This window comes from Pseudorhodoferax sp. Leaf267 (assembly GCF_001422405.1).
In the GTDB taxonomy this organism is placed as follows: domain Bacteria; phylum Pseudomonadota; class Gammaproteobacteria; order Burkholderiales; family Burkholderiaceae_C; genus Pseudorhodoferax.
The window spans coordinates 319272-336283 of sequence record NZ_LMMV01000021.1; the positions used below are offsets into that span (position 1 = coordinate 319272).

Annotated in this window: 17 protein-coding genes; 14 read left to right on the plus strand and 3 right to left on the minus strand. The window is 69.7% G+C overall.

Translation table 11 applies throughout. The features are described 5' to 3' along the window. Positions 1 to 178 precede the first annotated feature (178 nt). The 14 genes from ASF43_RS18570 to ASF43_RS18635 all read left to right on the plus strand — a co-directional run bounded on the left by ASF43_RS18570 (position 179) and on the right by ASF43_RS18635 (position 13971). On the plus strand, positions 179 to 2155 hold the full coding sequence (locus ASF43_RS18570) for a PAS-domain containing protein (RefSeq protein ID WP_056184114.1): 1977 nt from the start codon (positions 179 to 181) through the stop codon (positions 2153 to 2155). After that, on the plus strand, positions 2152 to 2898 hold the full coding sequence (locus ASF43_RS18575) for a response regulator transcription factor (protein WP_056184116.1): 747 nt from the start codon (positions 2152 to 2154) through the stop codon (positions 2896 to 2898). Before ASF43_RS18570 ends, ASF43_RS18575 begins: the two co-directional genes overlap by 4 nt. A 96-nt stretch (positions 2899 to 2994) precedes the next feature. Next, positions 2995 to 3303, plus strand: a complete 309-nt coding sequence (locus tag ASF43_RS18580; protein WP_056184117.1) for a DUF485 domain-containing protein — start codon at positions 2995 to 2997, stop codon at positions 3301 to 3303. Further along, positions 3300 to 5039, plus strand: coding sequence for a cation acetate symporter (locus ASF43_RS18585; protein WP_056184119.1), 1740 nt, complete (start codon positions 3300 to 3302; stop codon positions 5037 to 5039). Before ASF43_RS18580 ends, ASF43_RS18585 begins: the two co-directional genes overlap by 4 nt. Positions 5040 to 5176: 137 nt before the next feature. Beyond that, positions 5177 to 5614, plus strand: a complete 438-nt coding sequence (locus ASF43_RS18590; protein ID WP_056184588.1) for a VOC family protein — start codon at positions 5177 to 5179, stop codon at positions 5612 to 5614. Between the two features lie 5 nt (positions 5615 to 5619). Next, on the plus strand, positions 5620 to 6057 hold the full coding sequence (locus ASF43_RS18595; protein ID WP_056184122.1) for a VOC family protein: 438 nt from the start codon (positions 5620 to 5622) through the stop codon (positions 6055 to 6057). Positions 6058 to 6151: 94 nt separating this feature from the next. Then, positions 6152 to 9100: a monovalent cation/H+ antiporter subunit A gene (locus ASF43_RS18600; protein ID WP_056184124.1), complete on the plus strand. Its 2949-nt coding sequence runs from the start codon at positions 6152 to 6154 to the stop codon at positions 9098 to 9100. 4 nt (positions 9101 to 9104) lie between these two features. Then, on the plus strand, positions 9105 to 9458 hold the full coding sequence (locus ASF43_RS18605) for a Na+/H+ antiporter subunit C (protein ID WP_056184126.1): 354 nt from the start codon (positions 9105 to 9107) through the stop codon (positions 9456 to 9458). Continuing rightward, on the plus strand, positions 9455 to 11146 hold the full coding sequence (locus ASF43_RS18610) for a monovalent cation/H+ antiporter subunit D (RefSeq protein WP_056184128.1): 1692 nt from the start codon (positions 9455 to 9457) through the stop codon (positions 11144 to 11146). The genes ASF43_RS18605 and ASF43_RS18610 overlap by 4 nt, the downstream gene beginning before the upstream one ends. Next, positions 11143 to 11631 carry a Na+/H+ antiporter subunit E gene (locus ASF43_RS18615; protein WP_056184130.1) on the plus strand — a complete coding sequence of 163 codons (489 nt, stop codon included), beginning with the start codon at positions 11143 to 11145 and terminating at the stop codon, positions 11629 to 11631. Before ASF43_RS18610 ends, ASF43_RS18615 begins: the two co-directional genes overlap by 4 nt. After that, on the plus strand, positions 11628 to 11906 hold the full coding sequence (locus ASF43_RS18620; protein WP_056184131.1) for a K+/H+ antiporter subunit F: 279 nt from the start codon (positions 11628 to 11630) through the stop codon (positions 11904 to 11906). The genes ASF43_RS18615 and ASF43_RS18620 overlap by 4 nt, the downstream gene beginning before the upstream one ends. A gap of 103 nt (positions 11907 to 12009) precedes the next feature. Beyond that, positions 12010 to 12372, plus strand: coding sequence for a monovalent cation/H(+) antiporter subunit G (gene mnhG, locus ASF43_RS18625; RefSeq protein ID WP_235578297.1), 363 nt, complete (start codon positions 12010 to 12012; stop codon positions 12370 to 12372). A 4-nt stretch (positions 12373 to 12376) separates the two neighbouring features. Continuing rightward, the gene (locus ASF43_RS18630) at positions 12377 to 13297 is read left to right on the plus strand and encodes a rhodanese-related sulfurtransferase (protein WP_056184135.1); all 921 of its coding nucleotides are present in this window, start codon (positions 12377 to 12379) and stop codon (positions 13295 to 13297) included. Beyond that, on the plus strand, positions 13294 to 13971 hold the full coding sequence (locus ASF43_RS18635) for a glutathione S-transferase (RefSeq protein WP_056184137.1): 678 nt from the start codon (positions 13294 to 13296) through the stop codon (positions 13969 to 13971). The genes ASF43_RS18630 and ASF43_RS18635 overlap by 4 nt, the downstream gene beginning before the upstream one ends. A gap of 130 nt (positions 13972 to 14101) precedes the next feature. Here ASF43_RS18635 and ASF43_RS18640 read toward each other — a convergent pair whose 3' ends face one another. The 3 genes from ASF43_RS18640 to ASF43_RS18650 all read right to left on the minus strand — a co-directional run bounded on the left by ASF43_RS18640 (position 14102) and on the right by ASF43_RS18650 (position 17009). Beyond that, positions 14102 to 15235: an acyltransferase gene (locus ASF43_RS18640; protein WP_235578298.1), complete on the minus strand. Its 1134-nt coding sequence runs from the start codon at positions 15233 to 15235 to the stop codon at positions 14102 to 14104. Positions 15236 to 15239: 4 nt separating this feature from the next. Beyond that, positions 15240 to 16196, minus strand: coding sequence for a nitronate monooxygenase family protein (locus ASF43_RS18645; protein ID WP_056184139.1), 957 nt, complete (start codon positions 16194 to 16196; stop codon positions 15240 to 15242). A 72-nt stretch (positions 16197 to 16268) separates the two neighbouring features. Further along, entirely contained in the window at positions 16269 to 17009 is a 741-nt protein-coding gene (locus ASF43_RS18650) for an SDR family oxidoreductase (protein ID WP_056184141.1), read from the minus strand. Between the last annotated feature and the right edge of the window lie 3 nt (positions 17010 to 17012).

The following is a 17012-nucleotide window of genomic DNA, read 5'->3' on the forward strand; positions in this document are numbered from 1 at the left end:
GAATGAAGGGGGGCGGCCGGCTGGCCTGCGGCGCGCTGGCGATGATCGCATTGCCAGCCGGCCAGCCCGGCGCGGTGGCGCAAGGATGACCGAGGAACGTTGCAGCACGGTAGCCCAAACATGACGAATGTTTGCAGCGCGCCACCCTGGTGCATCAGGCGTTACGCTCGGCACCGCCATGATGCCTGTCGACCCTCCCCCGGAAGCCGAACCGCTGGCGCGCTACCAGACGCTGCAGGCCGGCCTGGACCTGCTGGACCAGGGTCTGTCCATCTTCGACAGCGAGCTGCGCCTCGTGGCCTGGAACCGCGCCTACCTGCAACTGCTGGATTTCCCCGAGGCCATGGGCTTCGTCGGCGCGCCGTTCGCGAGCTTCATCGGTTTCAACGCACGGCGCGGCGAATACGGCCCCGGCGACCCGGCGCGCCAGGTGGCCGAACGCGTGGCGGCGGCGCAGACCTTCGCACCGCACGAGATCGAGCGCACCCGGCCCGATGGCCGCGTGCTGCGCATCCGGGGCGAGCCCGTGCCAGGCCACGGCTTCGTCACGCTCTACACCGACATCACCGCCCAGCGCCAGGCCGAGGACGCCGTGCGCGCGCACAACACCGAGCTGGAGGCCCGCGTGGTGGAGCGCACGGCCGAGCTGCAGCGCAGCGAGCAGCGCGTGCGCCTGGTGATGGACTCAATCCCTGCGCTGGTCGGCTTCTTCGACGCGAGCCGGGTCTACCGCTACCTGAACCGCGGCTACCACGACTGGTTCCGCGTGGACACGCAGTCGCCCACACGCGTGAGCGCCCGCGCCTTCCTGGGCGATGCGGTCTACGCCGTCGTGCGCCCGCACGTGCTGCGCGCCATGCGCGGCAGCTCGCAGAGCTTCGAGTACGAGCTGGTCACGCACCAGGGCCAGCGCCGCATGGTGCGCACGACGCTGGTCCCCGAGCGCACGGCGGACGGCGGCGTCGGCGGCTGCTTCGAGCTGACCTTCGACATCACCGACGAGCGCCGCTCGCAGGTGCTGCTGGCGCGCGCGCACAAGCTGGAATCGCTGACCAACATGACGGGCGGGCTGGCGCACGACTTCAACAACATCCTGACCGTGATCATCGGCAACCTGGCGGCCATGGCCCAGGCGCGGCCCGACGACGAGGCCACGGCCGAGTACGTCATGCCCGCGCTGGGCGCGGCGCGGCGCGGCGCCGACCTGGTCAAGGGCCTGCTGAGCTTCGCGCGGCGCCAGCCGCTGGAGGCCGCTGCCGTCAGCGTGGGCGCGCTGATCGAGACCGTGGCCGGCCTGGTGCGGCGTGTGCTGCCCGACACGCTGCAGATGGACATCGCGGTCGGCGACACACCGCTGTGGAGCTGGATCGACGCCACGCTGCTCGAGCAGGCCCTGATCAACATGGTGCTGAACGCGCGCGATGCCTGCGAAGGCGGTGCGCGGCCCGGCCGCATCCAGTTGCGCGCCTGCGCCACACGCATCGACGCCAGCATCGCCGCGCCGCTGCAGCTGTCGGCCGGCGATTGCATCCGCATCGACGTGCAGGACAACGGCGCCGGCATGGACCCCGCCACCCTGGCGCACCTGTTCGATCCCTTCTTCACGACCAAACGCCCCGGCCAGGGCACGGGCCTGGGCATGGCCGTGGTGTACGGCTTCATCAAGCAATCCGGCGGCGCCGTGGACGTGCACAGCACGCCCGGCGTGGGCACCACGATCTCGGTCTGGCTGCCGGCCGCCCAGCCTCCCGCGGGCAACGATGACGACGACATCGGCCCGGCTGCCAGCGCGCTGCCGCGCCAGCGCGGCCTGGCCCTGCTGGTGGACGACGACGCCCAGGTGCGCCGCGTGGTGCGGCGCAACCTGCTGGAGCTGGGCTACGTGGTGCTGGAGGCCGAGCGCGCGCCGGAGGCGTGCAAGCTGCTGGAGGCCACCGAGGGCATCTCGCTGGTGCTGACCGACCTGGTCATGGCCGGCCCCGACGACGGCGTGCAGGTCGCGCGCGCCGCGCGCGAAGGCCGGCGCGCGCAGTCCGTCGTCATCATGACGGGCAACGTGCCCGACGCCTGGCCGCAGCTTCCCGGCGCCCCGTTGCTGCGCAAGCCCTTCACGACCGAGCAGCTGGCCGCCGCCATCGAACGAGGAAGAACATGAGTGCAGACACCGGCCGCCGCACGGCCAACGACACCAGCGCACCGCCCGCGCTGATCTACGTCATCGAGGACGACGCCGACGTGGCCAAGCTCGTGCTGGCGGCCCTGCGCGACTTCGGCTTCGCCTGCGAGGTGTTCGCCACCGGCGGCGCCGTGCTGCGCCGGCTGCAGTTCGAAAAGCCCGACCTGTGCATCGTGGACCTGGGCCTGCCGGACATGGACGGCATCGATCTCATGCGCCGCATCACGGCCGGCTCCAGCTCCGGCGTGCTGATCCTCACCGGGCGTGGCCACACGGCAGACCGCGTGATGGGCCTGGAGCTGGGCGGGGACGACTACGTGACCAAGCCCTTCGAGTCGCGCGAGCTGGTGGCGCGCGTGCGCAGCATCCTGCGCCGGCGCAGCCTGGCATCGGGCACGTCCACAGGCCAGCGGCGTTATGCGAGCTTCCTGGGCTGGCGCATCGATTGCGCGGCCAACGTGCTGCGCGCGCCCGACGGCACCGAGCATCTGCTGGGCACGGCCGAGACCCAGGTGCTGCGCTGCTTCGTCGAGCGCCCGCACCAGATCCTCACGCGCGAGCAGCTCATGGGCGAGCGCGACCTGCTGCCCACCGACCGCAGCATCGACGTGCGCATCTCGCGGCTGCGCCGCAAGATCGAAGCGGACGCGCACGACCCGCTGATCATCAAGACCGTGTACGGCGCGGGCTACCTGTTCGCGGCCGATGTCAGCTGGGAGTAAGCGCAATCGCAGCCCAATGTGACGAATGATTGCGAAGCGCCCCACCCGCACGGGGCGCATTGAAGAATCGCGCTGCACTCACTTCCGGAGACAACGATGCGCGATCCCGTGGTAGACAGAATCCAGTCCCATCCCAAGTACCTGGCGCTCAAGCGCAAACGCAACCGCTTCGGCTGGCTGCTGACGATCCTCATGCTGATCGTCTATTACGGCTACATCGGCCTGATCGCGTTCGACAAACCCTTCCTGGCCAAGCCCATCGGCGCCGGCGTCACGACCATCGGCATCCCCATCGGGCTGGGCGTGATCCTCTTCACCATCGCCATCACCATCTTCTACATCCGCCGTGCCAACGGCGAGTTCGACCGCGACACGGCCGAGATCCTGAAGGACGCCGCCAAATGATCTCCGCACGCAAGTTCTTCGGCCTGGCTGGCGCCGCGCTGGCCATAGCCCTGGTGGCCAACCTGGCCCAGGCTGCCGGCGGCGACGTCGGCCAGGTGGCCAAGCAGCCCACCAACTGGATCGCGATCGGCATGTTCTCGATCTTCGTGGTCGGCACGCTCTACATCACCAAGTGGGCTGCCGGCCGCACCAAGTCGGCCTCCGACTTCTACACGGCGGGCGGGGGCATCACGGGCTTCCAGAATGGGCTGGCCATCGCCGGCGACTACATGTCGGCCGCCTCGTTCCTGGGCATCTCGGCCGCCGTGATGGCGACCGGCTACGACGGGCTGATCTACGCCATCGGCTTTCTCGTGGGCTGGCCCATCCTCACCTTTCTCATGGCCGAGCGGCTGCGCAACCTGGGCAAGTTCACGTTCGCCGACGTAGCGGGCTACCGCTTCCAGCCCGGCCCGATCCGTGCGTTCGCGGCCTCCGGCACGCTGGTCGTCGTGGCCTTCTACCTGATCGCGCAGATGGTGGGCGCAGGGCAGCTGATCAAGCTGCTGTTCGGGCTGGACTACTGGATCGCGGTGGTGATCGTCGGCGCGCTGATGATGGTCTACGTGCTGTTCGGCGGCATGACGGCCACTACCTGGGTGCAGATCATCAAGGCCGTGCTGCTGCTGTCGGGCGTGACCTTCATGGCCATCATGGTGCTGGCGCAGTTCGGCTTCTCGCCCGAGGCGCTGTTCGCCAAGTCGATCGAGGTGCGCACGCAGATCGCGGCCAACGGCGGCAAGACGCCGGCCGAGGCAGCCGCCATCGGGGCAGCCATCATGGGCCCGGGCGGCTTCGTGAAGGACCCGATCTCGGCGATCTCCTTCGGCATGGCGCTGATGTTCGGCACGGCCGGCCTGCCGCACATCCTGATGCGCTTCTTCACCGTGCCCGACGCCAAGGAAGCGCGCAAGTCGGTGGGCTGGGCGACGGTGTGGATCGGCTACTTCTACCTGCTGATTTTCATCATCGGCTTTGGCGCCATCACGCTGGTGCTGACCAACCCCGAGTTCGCCAACACGGTGACCGGCATCATCCACGGCGGCTCCGGCGCGTCCAACATGGCGGCCGTGCTGGTGGCCAAGTCGGTGGGTGGCAACGTGTTCTACGGCTTCATCTCGGCCGTGGCCTTCGCCACCATCCTGGCGGTGGTGGCCGGCCTCACGCTGTCAGGCGCGTCTGCCGTGTCGCATGACCTGTACGCCACGCTGGTGAAGAAGGGCAATGCCGACAGCGCATCCGAGCTGCGCGTCTCGCGCATCACCACGCTGGCGCTCGGCGTCGTGGCCGTGGTGCTGGGTATCGCGTTCGAGAAGCAGAACATCGCCTTCATGGTCTCGCTGGCCTTCGCGGTGGCGGCCTCGGCCAACTTCCCGGTGCTGTTCCTCTCGATCCTGTGGAAGGACTGCACGACGCGCGGCGCCGTGGTCGGTGGCTTCCTGGGCCTGATCTCCTCGGTGCTGCTGACCGTGCTGTCGCCCTCGGTGTGGGAGGCCACGCTGGGCCACCCCGCCGGCTCCGCGCCGTTCCCGTACGCATCGCCCGCCCTGTTCTCGATGACCATCGGCTTCGTGGGCATCTGGCTGTTCTCGGTCACCGACCGCAGCGCGCAGGCCGCCAGGGAACGCGCGTTGTTCCCTGCGCAGCAGGTGCGCTCGGAAACGGGCCTGGGGGCTTCGGGCGCATCGGGGCACTGAGTTCCGCGCGCTCTTGAGACGGCCGTCCTCGCGACGGCCTTTTTCATGGCTGCGGCGCAGAAGCTTGTCTGTTGCGCGGTGTCGATTGGCGGCAGGCCGCTTCGTCGTACACACTCCAGCATTTCAAGGAGATCGCCATGGCCCGCGTCAGCACCTACCTCAACTTCAACCGCCAGACCGAGTCGGCGTTCGACTTCTACCGCACGGTGTTCGGTGGGGAGTTCATCGGCGGCCTGCACCGCATGGGCGAGGTGCCTGCCGCACCGGGCCAGCCGGCGATGGCCGAGGCAGACAAGGCGCTGGTCATGCACGTGGAACTGGCGACGCTGGGCGACCACGTGCTGATGGGCACGGACGCGCCCGAGTCCATGGGCTTCACGCTGCGCCAAGGCAACAACGTGCACATCAACCTGCAGCCCGACACCCGCGCCGACACCGACCGGCTGTTCGCCGCTCTGTCGGCCGGCGGCTCGGTCCAGATGCCGCTGCAGGAGATGTTCTGGGGCGACTACTTCGGCAGCCTGACCGACCGCTTCGGGATCTGCTGGATGTTCAACTGCTCGGCCAAGGCCTGACCGCCATGGCCGCCGCACCCGCCAGGCCCACGCGCGCCACCGTCATCCCCTGCCTGCGCTACCGCGACGCGCCGGCCGCCATCGACTGGCTCTGCAACACCTTCGGTTTCGAGCGCCAGGCCGTCTACCCCGACGACGACGGCGGCATCGCGCATGCGCAGCTGACCTTGGGCAGCGGCATGGTCATGCTGGGCTCGGTCGGCAAGAAGCCCACGCCCTGGGGCGCGCTGATCCGCCAGCCCGACGAGATCGGCGGCGCCGAGACACAAAGCTCCTACCTCGTGGTGCGCGACCCCGACGCCATGTACGCGCGCGCCAAGGCTGCGGGCGCGACGATCCTGCTCGACATCAAGGACGAGGACTACGGCGGGCGCGGCTTCACCTGCGCCGACCCCGAGGGCCACATCTGGAACTTCGGTAGCTACGACCCCTGGCCGCCCTGAGCGGCGCAAAGCCCGGCCCGCGCAGGGGAAAAGACTTACCCGCTGCGGGAATCCACAAAGGGCTTGCCATGACCGATCGATAAAATCGATCGCAATGTCCCTGGCCCTGCTCGTCCTCATCCCCTTTATCGGCAGTGTCCTTGCGATGTTCATGCCGTCCAACGCCCGCAACCGCGAGGCCACGTTGGCCGGCCTGATCGCCCTGGGTTGCGCCATCCAGGCCGCCTGGCTGTTCCCCCAGATCACCGGCGGGCAGGTGCTGCGCGAGGAGTACCTGTGGCTGCCCACACTCGGCGTGAATCTCGTGTTCCGCCTGGACGGCTTCGCGTGGCTGTTCTGCATGCTGGTGACCGGCATCGGTGCGCTGGTGGTGCTGTACGCGCGCTACTACCTGTCGGCCTCGGACCCCGCGCCGCGCTTCTTCGCGTTCTTCCTGGCCTTTATGGGCTCGATGATGGGCGTGGTCCTGTCGGGCAACCTGGTGCAGATGGTGCTGTTCTGGGAGCTGACCAGCCTGTTCTCGTTCCTGCTCATCGGGTACTGGCACCACCGCAAGGACGCGCGGCGCGGCGCACGCATGGCGCTCACCGTCACGGGCGCGGGCGGCCTCGCGCTGCTGGCCGGCGTGCTGGTGCTGGGCCGCATCGTGGGCAGCTACGACCTGGACGTGGTGCTGGCTTCGGGGCCGCAGATCCTCGCGCACCCGCTGTATCCGGTGGCGCTGGTGCTGGTGCTGCTGGGCGCGTTCACCAAGAGCGCGCAGTTCCCGTTCCATTTCTGGCTGCCGCGCGCCATGGCCGCGCCCACGCCGATCTCGGCCTACCTGCACTCGGCCACCATGGTCAAGCTGGGCGTGTTCCTGATGGCGCGGCTGTGGCCGGCACTGGCCGGCAGCGAGCTGTGGTTCTGGCTGGTCGGCGGGGCCGGCGCCATCACGCTGCTGCTGGGCGCCTACGTGGCCATGTTCCAGCGTGACCTGAAGGCCCTTCTGGCCTACTCCACCATCTCGCACCTGGGCCTGATCACGCTGCTGCTGGGCCTGAACAGCCCCATGGCCGCCGTGGCCGCGGTCTTCCACATCATGAACCACGCCACCTTCAAGGCCTCGCTGTTCATGGCCGCCGGCATCATCGACCACGAAAGCGGCACGCGCGACATCCGCAAGCTCAGCGGCCTGCTCAAGCTGATGCCGATCACGGGCCTGCTGGCCATCATCGCCAGCGCGTCCATGGCCGGGGTGCCGCTGCTGAACGGCTTCCTGTCCAAGGAGATGTTCTTCGCCGAGACCGTGTTCCTGGCCTCCACGCCCTGGGTGGACCGCAGCCTGCCGGTGCTGGCGACGATCGCCGGCATCTTCAGCGTGGCCTATTCGGCGCGCTTCGTGTTTGACGTGTTCTTCGGCCCTTCGTGCATCGGCGCCGTGCCCAAGCCCCCGCACGAGCCGCCGCACTGGATGCGCGTGCCGGTGGAGCTGCTGGTGCTGGCCTGCCTGATCGTCGGCGTGGTGCCCGAGTGGTCGGTCGGCCCCATGCTGGCCGCTGCCGCCGCGCCCGTGGTCGGCGGCACGCTGCCCGAGTACAGCCTGGCCATCTGGCACGGCTTCAACCTGCCACTGGTGATGAGCCTGGTGGCGCTGGCCGGCGGTGCCGCGCTGTACCTGCTGCAGCGGCGCAGGCGCGAGACCGGCGGCCTGGCGCACACGCCGGTGCTGCACGTGCTGGACGGCCAGCGCATTTTCGAGAACCTGCTCGCGCGCCTGACCGAAGTCGGCCGCCGCAGCCGCCGCATCCTGGCCACGAACCGGCTGCAGACGCAGCTGCTGCTCATGGTCTGCGTGGCGCTGGCCGGTGCGGGTGCCGCGCTGTGGTTCGTGCCCGCGGGCCCGGGCGAACGCCCGCCGCTGCCGTTCTCGCCCATGTTCGCGATGACCTGGATCATCGGCGGCGTCTGCGCGCTGGCCGCGGCCTGGCAGGCCAAGTTCCACCGGCTGGCCTCGCTGATGCTCGCGGCCGGCGCGGGCCTGACCTGCTGCCTGACCTTCATCTGGTTCTCGGCGCCCGACCTGGCACTGACGCAGCTGGTGGTCGAGGCCGTGACCACGGTGCTGATCCTGCTGGGCCTGCGCTGGCTGCCCATGCGCAACAAGGCCACCGTGCAGGCTGCGCGCGACCGCATCCGGCCCTGGGGCCGGCGCGGCCGTGACCTGGCCATCGCGGCGGCCGCAGGGGCCGGCATGGCCACGCTGGCCTGGCTGGTCATGACACGGCGCTTCCCGCAGAGCATCTCGCCCTTCTTTCTGGACCGCGCGCTGACCGAGGGCGGCGGCACCAACGTCGTCAACGTGATGCTGGTGGACTTCCGCGGCTTCGACACCTTCGGCGAGATCACGGTGCTGGGCATCGTGGCGCTGACGGTCTACGCGCTGCTGCGGCGCTTTCGGCCCGCGCCCGAGTCCATGGCGCTGCCGCTGCAGCAGCGGGCGCAGTCCGACGACGGCAGCAGCGACCTGCTGAACCCGCGCCTGGCCAAGGACACGGCCGTCGGCTACCTCATGGTGCCGGCCGTGCTGGTGCGGCTGCTGCTGCCGCTCGCGGTGCTGGTGTCGGTGTACTTCTTCATGCGCGGCCACAACGCGCCGGGCGGCGGCTTCGTGGCCGGCCTCGTGATGTCGGTCGCGCTGCTGCTGCAGTACATCGTGTCGGGCACGGAATGGGTGGAGGAGCATTTGCGCATCTACCCGCGCCGCTGGATCGCCACCGGCCTGCTGCTGGCGCTGGCGACGGGCGGCGGCGCGATCGTGATGGGCTACCCGTTCCTGACCACGCACACGGCCCATGTCACGCTGCCCGTGCTGGGCGAGCTGCATGTGCCCAGCGCGCTGTTCTTCGACACCGGCGTGTTCGCGCTGGTGCTGGGCTCCACGATGCTGATCCTGACCAGCCTGGCGCACCAGTCGGTGCGCAGCCACCGCTGGGCAGAGGAACATGAGGAACGCGCTGCCGAAGCACGCGCGGCCCTGTCAACTTCGCATGGAGACACTTAGAAAAATGGAAATGGTCCTGGCCATCGCCATCGGCGTGCTGACCAGCTCGGGGGTCTACCTGCTGCTGCGCCCGCGCACCTTCCAGGTCATCATGGGCCTGACCCTGGTGTCCTACGCCGTGAACCTGTTCATCTTCAGCATGGGCCGGCTCAAGGTCGACAGCGAGCCCGTGCTCGTGCCCGGCACCATCTCCACGCTGGCGAACACGGCCGACCCGATGCCACAGGCCCTGGTGCTGACGGCCATCGTGATCGGCTTCGCGATGACGGCGCTGTTCCTCGTCGTGATCCTGGCCTCGCGCGGCCTGACCGGCACCGACCACGTGGACGGCGCTGAACGCCAGGAAGCCCAGGAATGACGGACGCGATTCGCCTGCTCGACCGGCTGCTGGAATTGAGCATGCCGCACCTGATCGCTGCGCCCATCCTGCTGCCCATGCTGACGGCCGCGCTGATGCTGATGCTGGAGGAGCGCCAGCGCCGCACCAAGGCCACGCTGACCGTGATCTCCGGCGTGCTGGGCCTGCTCGTGGCGCTGGCGCTGCTGCGCTGGGTCAACGCGCCGGAGACCGGCGACGGCCCCGGCTCCATCGGCGTCTACCTGGCCGGCAACTGGATGGCGCCGTTCGGCATCGTGCTGGTGGCCGACCGGCTCTCGTCCATGATGGTCGCGCTGACCGGCGTGATCGCGTTCGCCGCGTCCATCTACTCCACCTCGCGCTGGGACCGGGCCGGCGTGCACTTCCACCCGATGCTGCAGCTGCAGCTCATGGGGCTGAACGGCGCGTTCCTGACCGGCGACCTGTTCAACCTATTCGTGTTCTTCGAGGTCATGCTGGCCGCGTCCTACGGTCTGTTGCTGCATGGCTCGGGCCGTCTGCGCGTGCAGGCCGGGCTGCACTACATCGCGATCAACCTGGCGGCGTCCTTCCTGTTCCTGATCGGCGCGGCCATGCTGTACGGCGTGACCGGCACGCTGAACATGGCCGACCTGGGGGTGCGCATCGCCGCGCTGGACCCGGCGGACCGCGGCCTCGTGCATGCGGCGGCGGCCATCCTGGCCACGGCCTTCTTCGCCAAGGCCGGCGCCTGGCCGCTGAACTTCTGGCTGGTGCCGGCCTACAGCGCGGCCGTGGCGCCCGTGGGCGCGGTGTTCGCGCTGCTGACCAAGCTCGGCGTCTACACCGTGCTGCGGCTGTGGACGGTGCTGTTCGCGCCCGACGCCAGCGCCTCGGCCCAGTTCGGGCAGACCGCCATCGTGGCCATCGGCATCGCCACCCTGTTCGTCGGTGCGCTGGGCATCCTGGGCACGCAGCGGCTGGCGCTGCTGGCCGCCTACAGCGTGCTGGTCTCGGCCGGCACGCTGCTGGCCGCCATCGGCCTGGGCCGCAGCGCGATCTGGGCCGGCGCGCTGTACTACCTCATCAGCTCCACGCTGGCCGTGAGCGCGTTCTTTCTGCTCATCGACATGATCGAGCGCTGGCGCAATGGCTCCAGCGTGGCGCCGCATGCCGCGGCCGACGACTCACCGTTCCTCGGCGAAGACCTGCGGCTGATGTCCGACGTGAACCTGGACGACGACGCGCAGGCGCTGTACGGCCGGGCCATCCCGGCCGGCGTGGCCTTCCTGGGCATTGCGTTCATCGTCTGCACCTTGCTGCTGGCCGGGCTGCCGCCGCTGTCGGGCTTCGTCGGCAAGTTCGCGATGCTGGCCGGGCTGCTGCAGGCGCGCGAGCTGGGCAATGCGGGTGTGGCCTTCATGGCCCTGCTGATCGTCGCGGGCTTTCTCACGCTGGTGGCGCTATGCCGCGCCGGCATCCGGCATTTCTGGAACCAGCCGCATGCCAACCTGCCCTCGCTGCCGGCGCTCGAGGTGATCCCGGTCGCCGTGCTGCTGGCCGCCAGCATCGGTGTGACCGTGGGCGCCGGGCCGATCATGCAGCACGCCCAGGCCACGGCCGACGCACTGCGCTCCTCGCTGGTCTACCGCCATGCGGTGGCGGACGCACGGCAGGTACCGCCGCCGCCCAAGGAGAACGCGCGATGAAACGCCTGATCCCCTCGCCCCCGCTGTCGGGCACCCTGCTCATCGTCTGGGTGCTGCTGCACCAGTCGCTGCATGCCACGACGCTGCTGTCCGGCGCCATCCTGGCCATCGTCGTGCCGCTGCTCACGCGCAGTTTGCGCCCCGCGACCGTGCGCATGCGCAGGCCCGTCGTGGCGCTGCGCCTGGCCGGCGACGCCATCGTCGACATGCTGGTGTCGGCGCTGAACGTGGCCCGCCTGGTGCTGACCAGGCGCAACGCGCGCCTGAACGGCTACTTCGTGCAGATCCCGCTGGAACTGCGCGACCCCAACGGCCTGGCCGTGCTGGCCATGATCATGTGCCTGACGCCGGGCACGGCCTGGGGAGAACTGTCGTTCGACCGCTCCACTTTGCTCATCCACGTGTTCGACCTCGTCGACGAAGAGGAATTCGTGGCCCGCCTGAAGCAGCGTTACGAACGCCCCCTGCTGGAGATCTTCCAATGACACCCGTTCTGTTCTGGGGCCTGAAGATCGCGCTGTTCCTGCTGGCGCTGGCCATGCTCTGCGCGCTGTACCGGCTGCTGGTCGGCCCCAGCGCGCAGGACCGCGTCATGGCGCTGGACTGCCTGTACATCAACGGCATGCTGACCATGCTGGTGCTGGGCATCGTCTACGCCAGCAACGTGTACTTCGAGGCCGCGATGCTGATCGCGCTGTTCGGCTTCGTCGGCTCGACGGTGCTGGCGAAGTTTCTGTTGCGTGGGGAGGTGATCGAATGAACGCGAGGACGAGGGGCCCCGCTTGCGGGGGTCGGCCCAGTGCCTTCGATCATGAGGCCGACGGCGCAATGCTTGGTCTCGCGCAATGGTACGGAGGCGTCAAGTGAATGCATTGCCGCTTTGGGCGGAGATCCTCACCGCCTTCTTCGCGGTGCTGGGCGCGGCCTTCGCCGCCATCGGCTCGTTCGGCCTGGTGCGCCTGCCCAGCTTCTACAACCGCATCCACGCGCCCACCCTGGGCGCGACGGCCGGCGCCTGGTGCGTGATGATCGCGACCATCGTGTACTTCTCGGTACAGGGCACGAACCTGTTCCTGCACGCCGTGCTGATCGCGCTGTTCGTGGCACTGACGGCGCCCGTCACCACCATCTTTCTGATGCGCGCCGCGCTGTTCCGCGACCGCCAGAGCGGCGCCAGGCTGCCCCGCGCCGCGCAGAAGGCCGCAGGCACCGACCCGACGGTCTGACAGCGTGCTGACCGCAGCGTTCTACTGCTTCGCCGCGCTGCCCGACTGCGCGCAATGGGTGGCGCCGCTGCGCGCACGCTGTGAAGCGCTGGGTGTGCGCGGCAACGTGCTGCTGGCCGAGGAAGGCATCAACGGCACCATCGCCGGGCCCGACGAAGCCGTCAAGGCCGTGCTGGACTGGCTGCGTGCCGACCCGCGGCTGGCCCAGCTGATGCTACGCACCGCCGCCTGCGACGCCATGCCCTTCTACCGCCTCAAGGTGCGCTGCAAGGCGGAGATCGTCACCATGGGCGTGCCCGGCATCTCGCCGGTCGAGCAGGCCGGCCATTACGTCGCGCCGCGCGACTGGAACGCCCTGATCGCGCGGCCCGACGTGGTGGTGATCGACGTGCGCAACGGCTACGAGGTCGGCATCGGCAGCTTCGCCGGCGCCGTCGATCCGCACACGCAAGCCTTCACCGACTGGCCGGCCTGGGTGCAGGCGCAGTCCGCGCCGGGCGGCCTGCTGGCCGGCAAGCCGCCGGTGGCGATGTTCTGCACCGGCGGCATCCGCTGCGAGAAGGCCTCGGCCCTGCTGCGCGCGCAGGGCTTCGACGAAGTGCACCACTTGCAGGGCGGCATCCTGGCCTACCTGGAAACCGTGCCGCCCGAAGACAGCCGGTGGCGCGGCGAGTGCTTCGTGTTCGACGAGCGCGTGGCCGTGGGCCATGGGCTGGCGCCCGGCTCGCATGCGCTGTGCCGTTCGTGCCGGTTGCCGTTGAGCCCGGCGGACCAGGCCTCGCCCCTCTTCGTTGAGGGCGTGCAGTGCGCGCACTGCGCCGGCACGCGCAGCGCAGCCGAACAGCAGGGCCTGCGCGAACGCCAGCGCCAGGTGGTGCTGGCCGCAGCGCGCGGCACGCCCCACGTGGGCGCCACGCTGCCATGACGGCCGCTTCGGGCGCGGGCCTGCCCATCCTGTACTCGTTCCGGCGCTGCCCCTATGCGATGCGTGCCCGGCTCGCGCTGCTGGCCAGCGGCCAGGCCTGCGAACTGCGCGAGGTCGTGCTGCGCGACAAGCCGCAGGCGCTGCGGGATGCATCGCCCAAGGCGACGGTGCCCGTGCTGGCCCTGCAGGACGGCACGGTCATCGACCAGAGCCTGGACATCATGCTGTGGGCGCTGCGCCGGCACGATCCGCTCGGGTGGCTGGTGCCGAGCGAGGGAGATCTGGCGCAGATGCTGGCGCTGGTGGCCGACAACGACACGCAGTTCAAGCCCCTGCTCGACCGCTACAAGTACCCGCAGCGTCACCAGGAGCCCGACGGCACGCGGGCACGCGAAGCTGCCCGGCCCTTCATCGACGGCCTGCAGCATCGGCTGGCCGCCGCACCCTTCCTGTTCGGCCGGCATGCGACGCTGGCCGACATGGCGCTGGCGCCGTTCCTGCGCCAGTTTGCTGCCGTCGCGCCAGACTGGTTCGCAGCCCAACCCTGGCCGGCAGTGCAGGCCTGGCTGCGGGACTGGCAGGCTTCGGCCCTGTTCGAGCGCGCCATGCCCAGGTTCGCCCCCTGGCAGGTTGGCGATGCGCCGCTCCTCTTCAGCGCAGCAACGCACGCGTAGGTTTTGCACCGCCAACAGGCGCGCGGCCCCGTGTCAGTCCAGGCGCATGGCCATGCACCTTGTCATGCAGACTCCTTGCAGTGCGTCGAACCCAGCGCCATGGCCGCCTGTGCGAGCCAGAGGGGAACCCTCAGGTGGCGCTGAGACGGATGACCAACAGGCTGGTCGCCACCAGGGCCAGCTGCACGCCCAACGCCATGCGCGGGCGGGCCAGCCGGGTTTCGAGCCGGTGCAGCTGCCGGCCGGCCAGCAGCGACAGCGCGAACGCCACGGCCATGCCCAGCGCATGGGCCAGCGGCTGCGTGGGCCAGAGGGTGCTCCACACGCTCGCGACCAGCAACATGACCGGGAAGTGCACGAGGAACACGGCATACGAGGCCTGGCCCAGCCGCTCCAGCACCTGCGGTACGCGCCAGCCGCGCGGCAAGCCGTGGCGCTGCAGAAGGGCCAGCAGCAAGGCCGTTGCCAGTGCCACCGCGATGCGGCCACGCCAGTCGATGGCCAGCGCCGCCAGGCCCAGCGCCGCGACCGCCGCCAGCGCTGGCACGGGCCGGGCGCTGCGCGTGGCCCAGCCCGCGAGCAGGCCCAGGCCATAGGCGCCGATGAAGTACAGCGCAGTCGCGTCCAGCCGCGCATCGCGGTTGAACCACAGCAGCGAGGCGGCCGCGGCCCCGGCCACCGCCCAGACCTCGGGGGCGCGCAGTCCGGGCCAGCGGCGCTGCAGGCTGCGCCCGGCCGCGCATAGCACAACCGTTAGCACGAACAGCTGGAAGTCGATCGCCACGTACCACACACCGGCCGACAGCGCGTCGATGCCGAGCAGGTCCTGCAGCAACAGCAGATGGGCCAGCAGCTGTGGCCACTGCGGCGCGGCCGGCACCGCGGGATGGTCGCCCAGGGCGGCGCGCGCGCAGGCCGCCGCCAGCACGGCGAGCAGCAGCGCGACGGAATACGGCACCACCAGCCGCACATAGCGCCTGCCCACCCAGTGCAGCGGCGCACCGGCCGGCCAGCGGCCCAGGCCCATGCCGCGTGCCTGCAGGAAGCCCGAAACGGCCAGGAACACCTGCACGGCCAGGCGCGCATCTGCGTACAGCCAGTCGATGAGCCCGGGCGCGAGCGGCCGCGCCACATCGGACATCGGCCCGTAGAAGGCCAGGTGGTGCCAGACGATCAGCAGGCACGCCAGGCCCTTGATCGCATCGGCCGCGCCCAGGCGCGAAAAAGCCGGTGCCATGGGCACCGGCCGGGAGATCGAACGCATCGGTTCAGAGCAGGCGGGCGCGCGCTTGCTGGTACTCGCGCTTGAGCTGCGCGATGTACTCGGCCGCCGGGCGCACCTTGTCGATGGCGCCGATGCCCTGGCCACTGCCCCAGATCTCCTTCCAGGCCTTGGGCTTGCTGCTGCCGCTGGCGAAGTTCATCGCGCTCGGGTCGCTGACCGGCAGGTTCTCCGGGTCCAGCCCCGCCGCGCGGATGCTGGCCGCCAGGTAGTTGCCGTGCACGCCCGTGAACAGGTTGCTGTAGACGATGTCGTCGGAGCTGCCGGACACGATGGCGTGCTTGTATTCCTCGGCCGCACGCGCTTCCTCGGTGGCGATGAACGCCGAGCCGATGTAGGCGAAGTCGGCGCCCATGGCCTGCGCCGCCAGCACCGCGCCGCCGGTGGCGATGCTGCCCGACAGCGCGATCGGCCCGTCGAACCACTGGCGGATCTCCTGGATCAGCGCGAAAGGGCTCTTCACACCCGCGTGGCCGCCGGCACCGGCTGCCACGGCGATCAAGCCGTCGGCGCCTTTGTCGATGGCCTTGCGCGCGAACTTGTTGTTGATGATGTCGTGCAGCACCACGCCACCATAGCTGTGCGCCGCGGCGTTGACGTCCTCGCGCGCGCCCAGGCTGGTGATGATGATCGGCACCTTGTACTTCACGCACAGTTCCATGTCGTGCTGCAGCCGCTCGTTGGACTTGTGCACGATCTGGTTGATGGCGAACGGCGCGGCGGGCTGGTCCGGGTGGTCACGGTCCCAGGCGGCCAGCGTCTCGGTGATCTCGGCCAGCCACTCGTCGAGTTGCTCGGCCGGCCGCGCGTTCAGCGCGGGCATGGAGCCCACCACGCCGGCCGTGCACTGCGCGATCACGAGCTTGGGGTTGCTGATGATGAACAGCGGCGAGCCGATGATGGGCAGCGGCAGCGCGTTCAGGGGGGCGGGAAGCTTGGACATTGCGTCTCCGTTGTTCGAGATGGAAGCGGCAGGATTATTGACGCCCTGTGCGTTGCCGGGTACCCGCGGGCGTCACCAAGGTTCCATGTAGGGGCGCAGGTCCAGCTCGAACGTCCACGCGTCGCGCGGCTGGCTGTGCAGGTACCAGTAGTTCTCGGCGATGTGCTCCGGGTCCAGGATGCCGCCCTGCTCCTTGAGCGCATAGCGCTGCGGGAAGTTGCTGCGGATGAACTCGGTGTCGATGGCGCCGTCGACCACCACGTGCGCCACGTGCACGCCACGCGGCCCCAGCTCGCGCGCCATGCTCTGGGCCAGCGCGCGCAACGCGTGCTTGGCCCCGGCGAAGGCCGCGAAGTTGGCAGCGCCGCGCAGCGCCGCCGTGGCGCCCGTGAACAAAATGGTGCCGTGCCCGCGCGCCACCATGCGCCGCGCCGCCTGCTGTGCATTCAGGAAGCCGCTCAGGCAGGCCATCTCCCAGATCTTGAAGTACTTGCGCGCGGTCTCGTCCAGGATGCTGCAGGGCACGTTGGCGCCGATGTTGAACACCAGCACCTCGATCGGGCCGTGCGTGGCCTCGATCTGCTCGAACAGCGCCGCCACGTCTTCCTCCTTGCGCGCATCGCTGCCATAGCCGTGGGCCTGGCCGCCCTCGGCGCGGATGGCATCGACCAGCGGCTGCAGCTTGTCGGCCGAGCGGCGCGACACGCAGGCGATGTAACCCTCGCGCGCGAAGCGCCGCGCGATGGCGCCGCCGGTGGCGTCGCCAGCGCCGATGACCAGGGCCACCTGGGGGCCGGATAAGGGTGTCGCCATGGC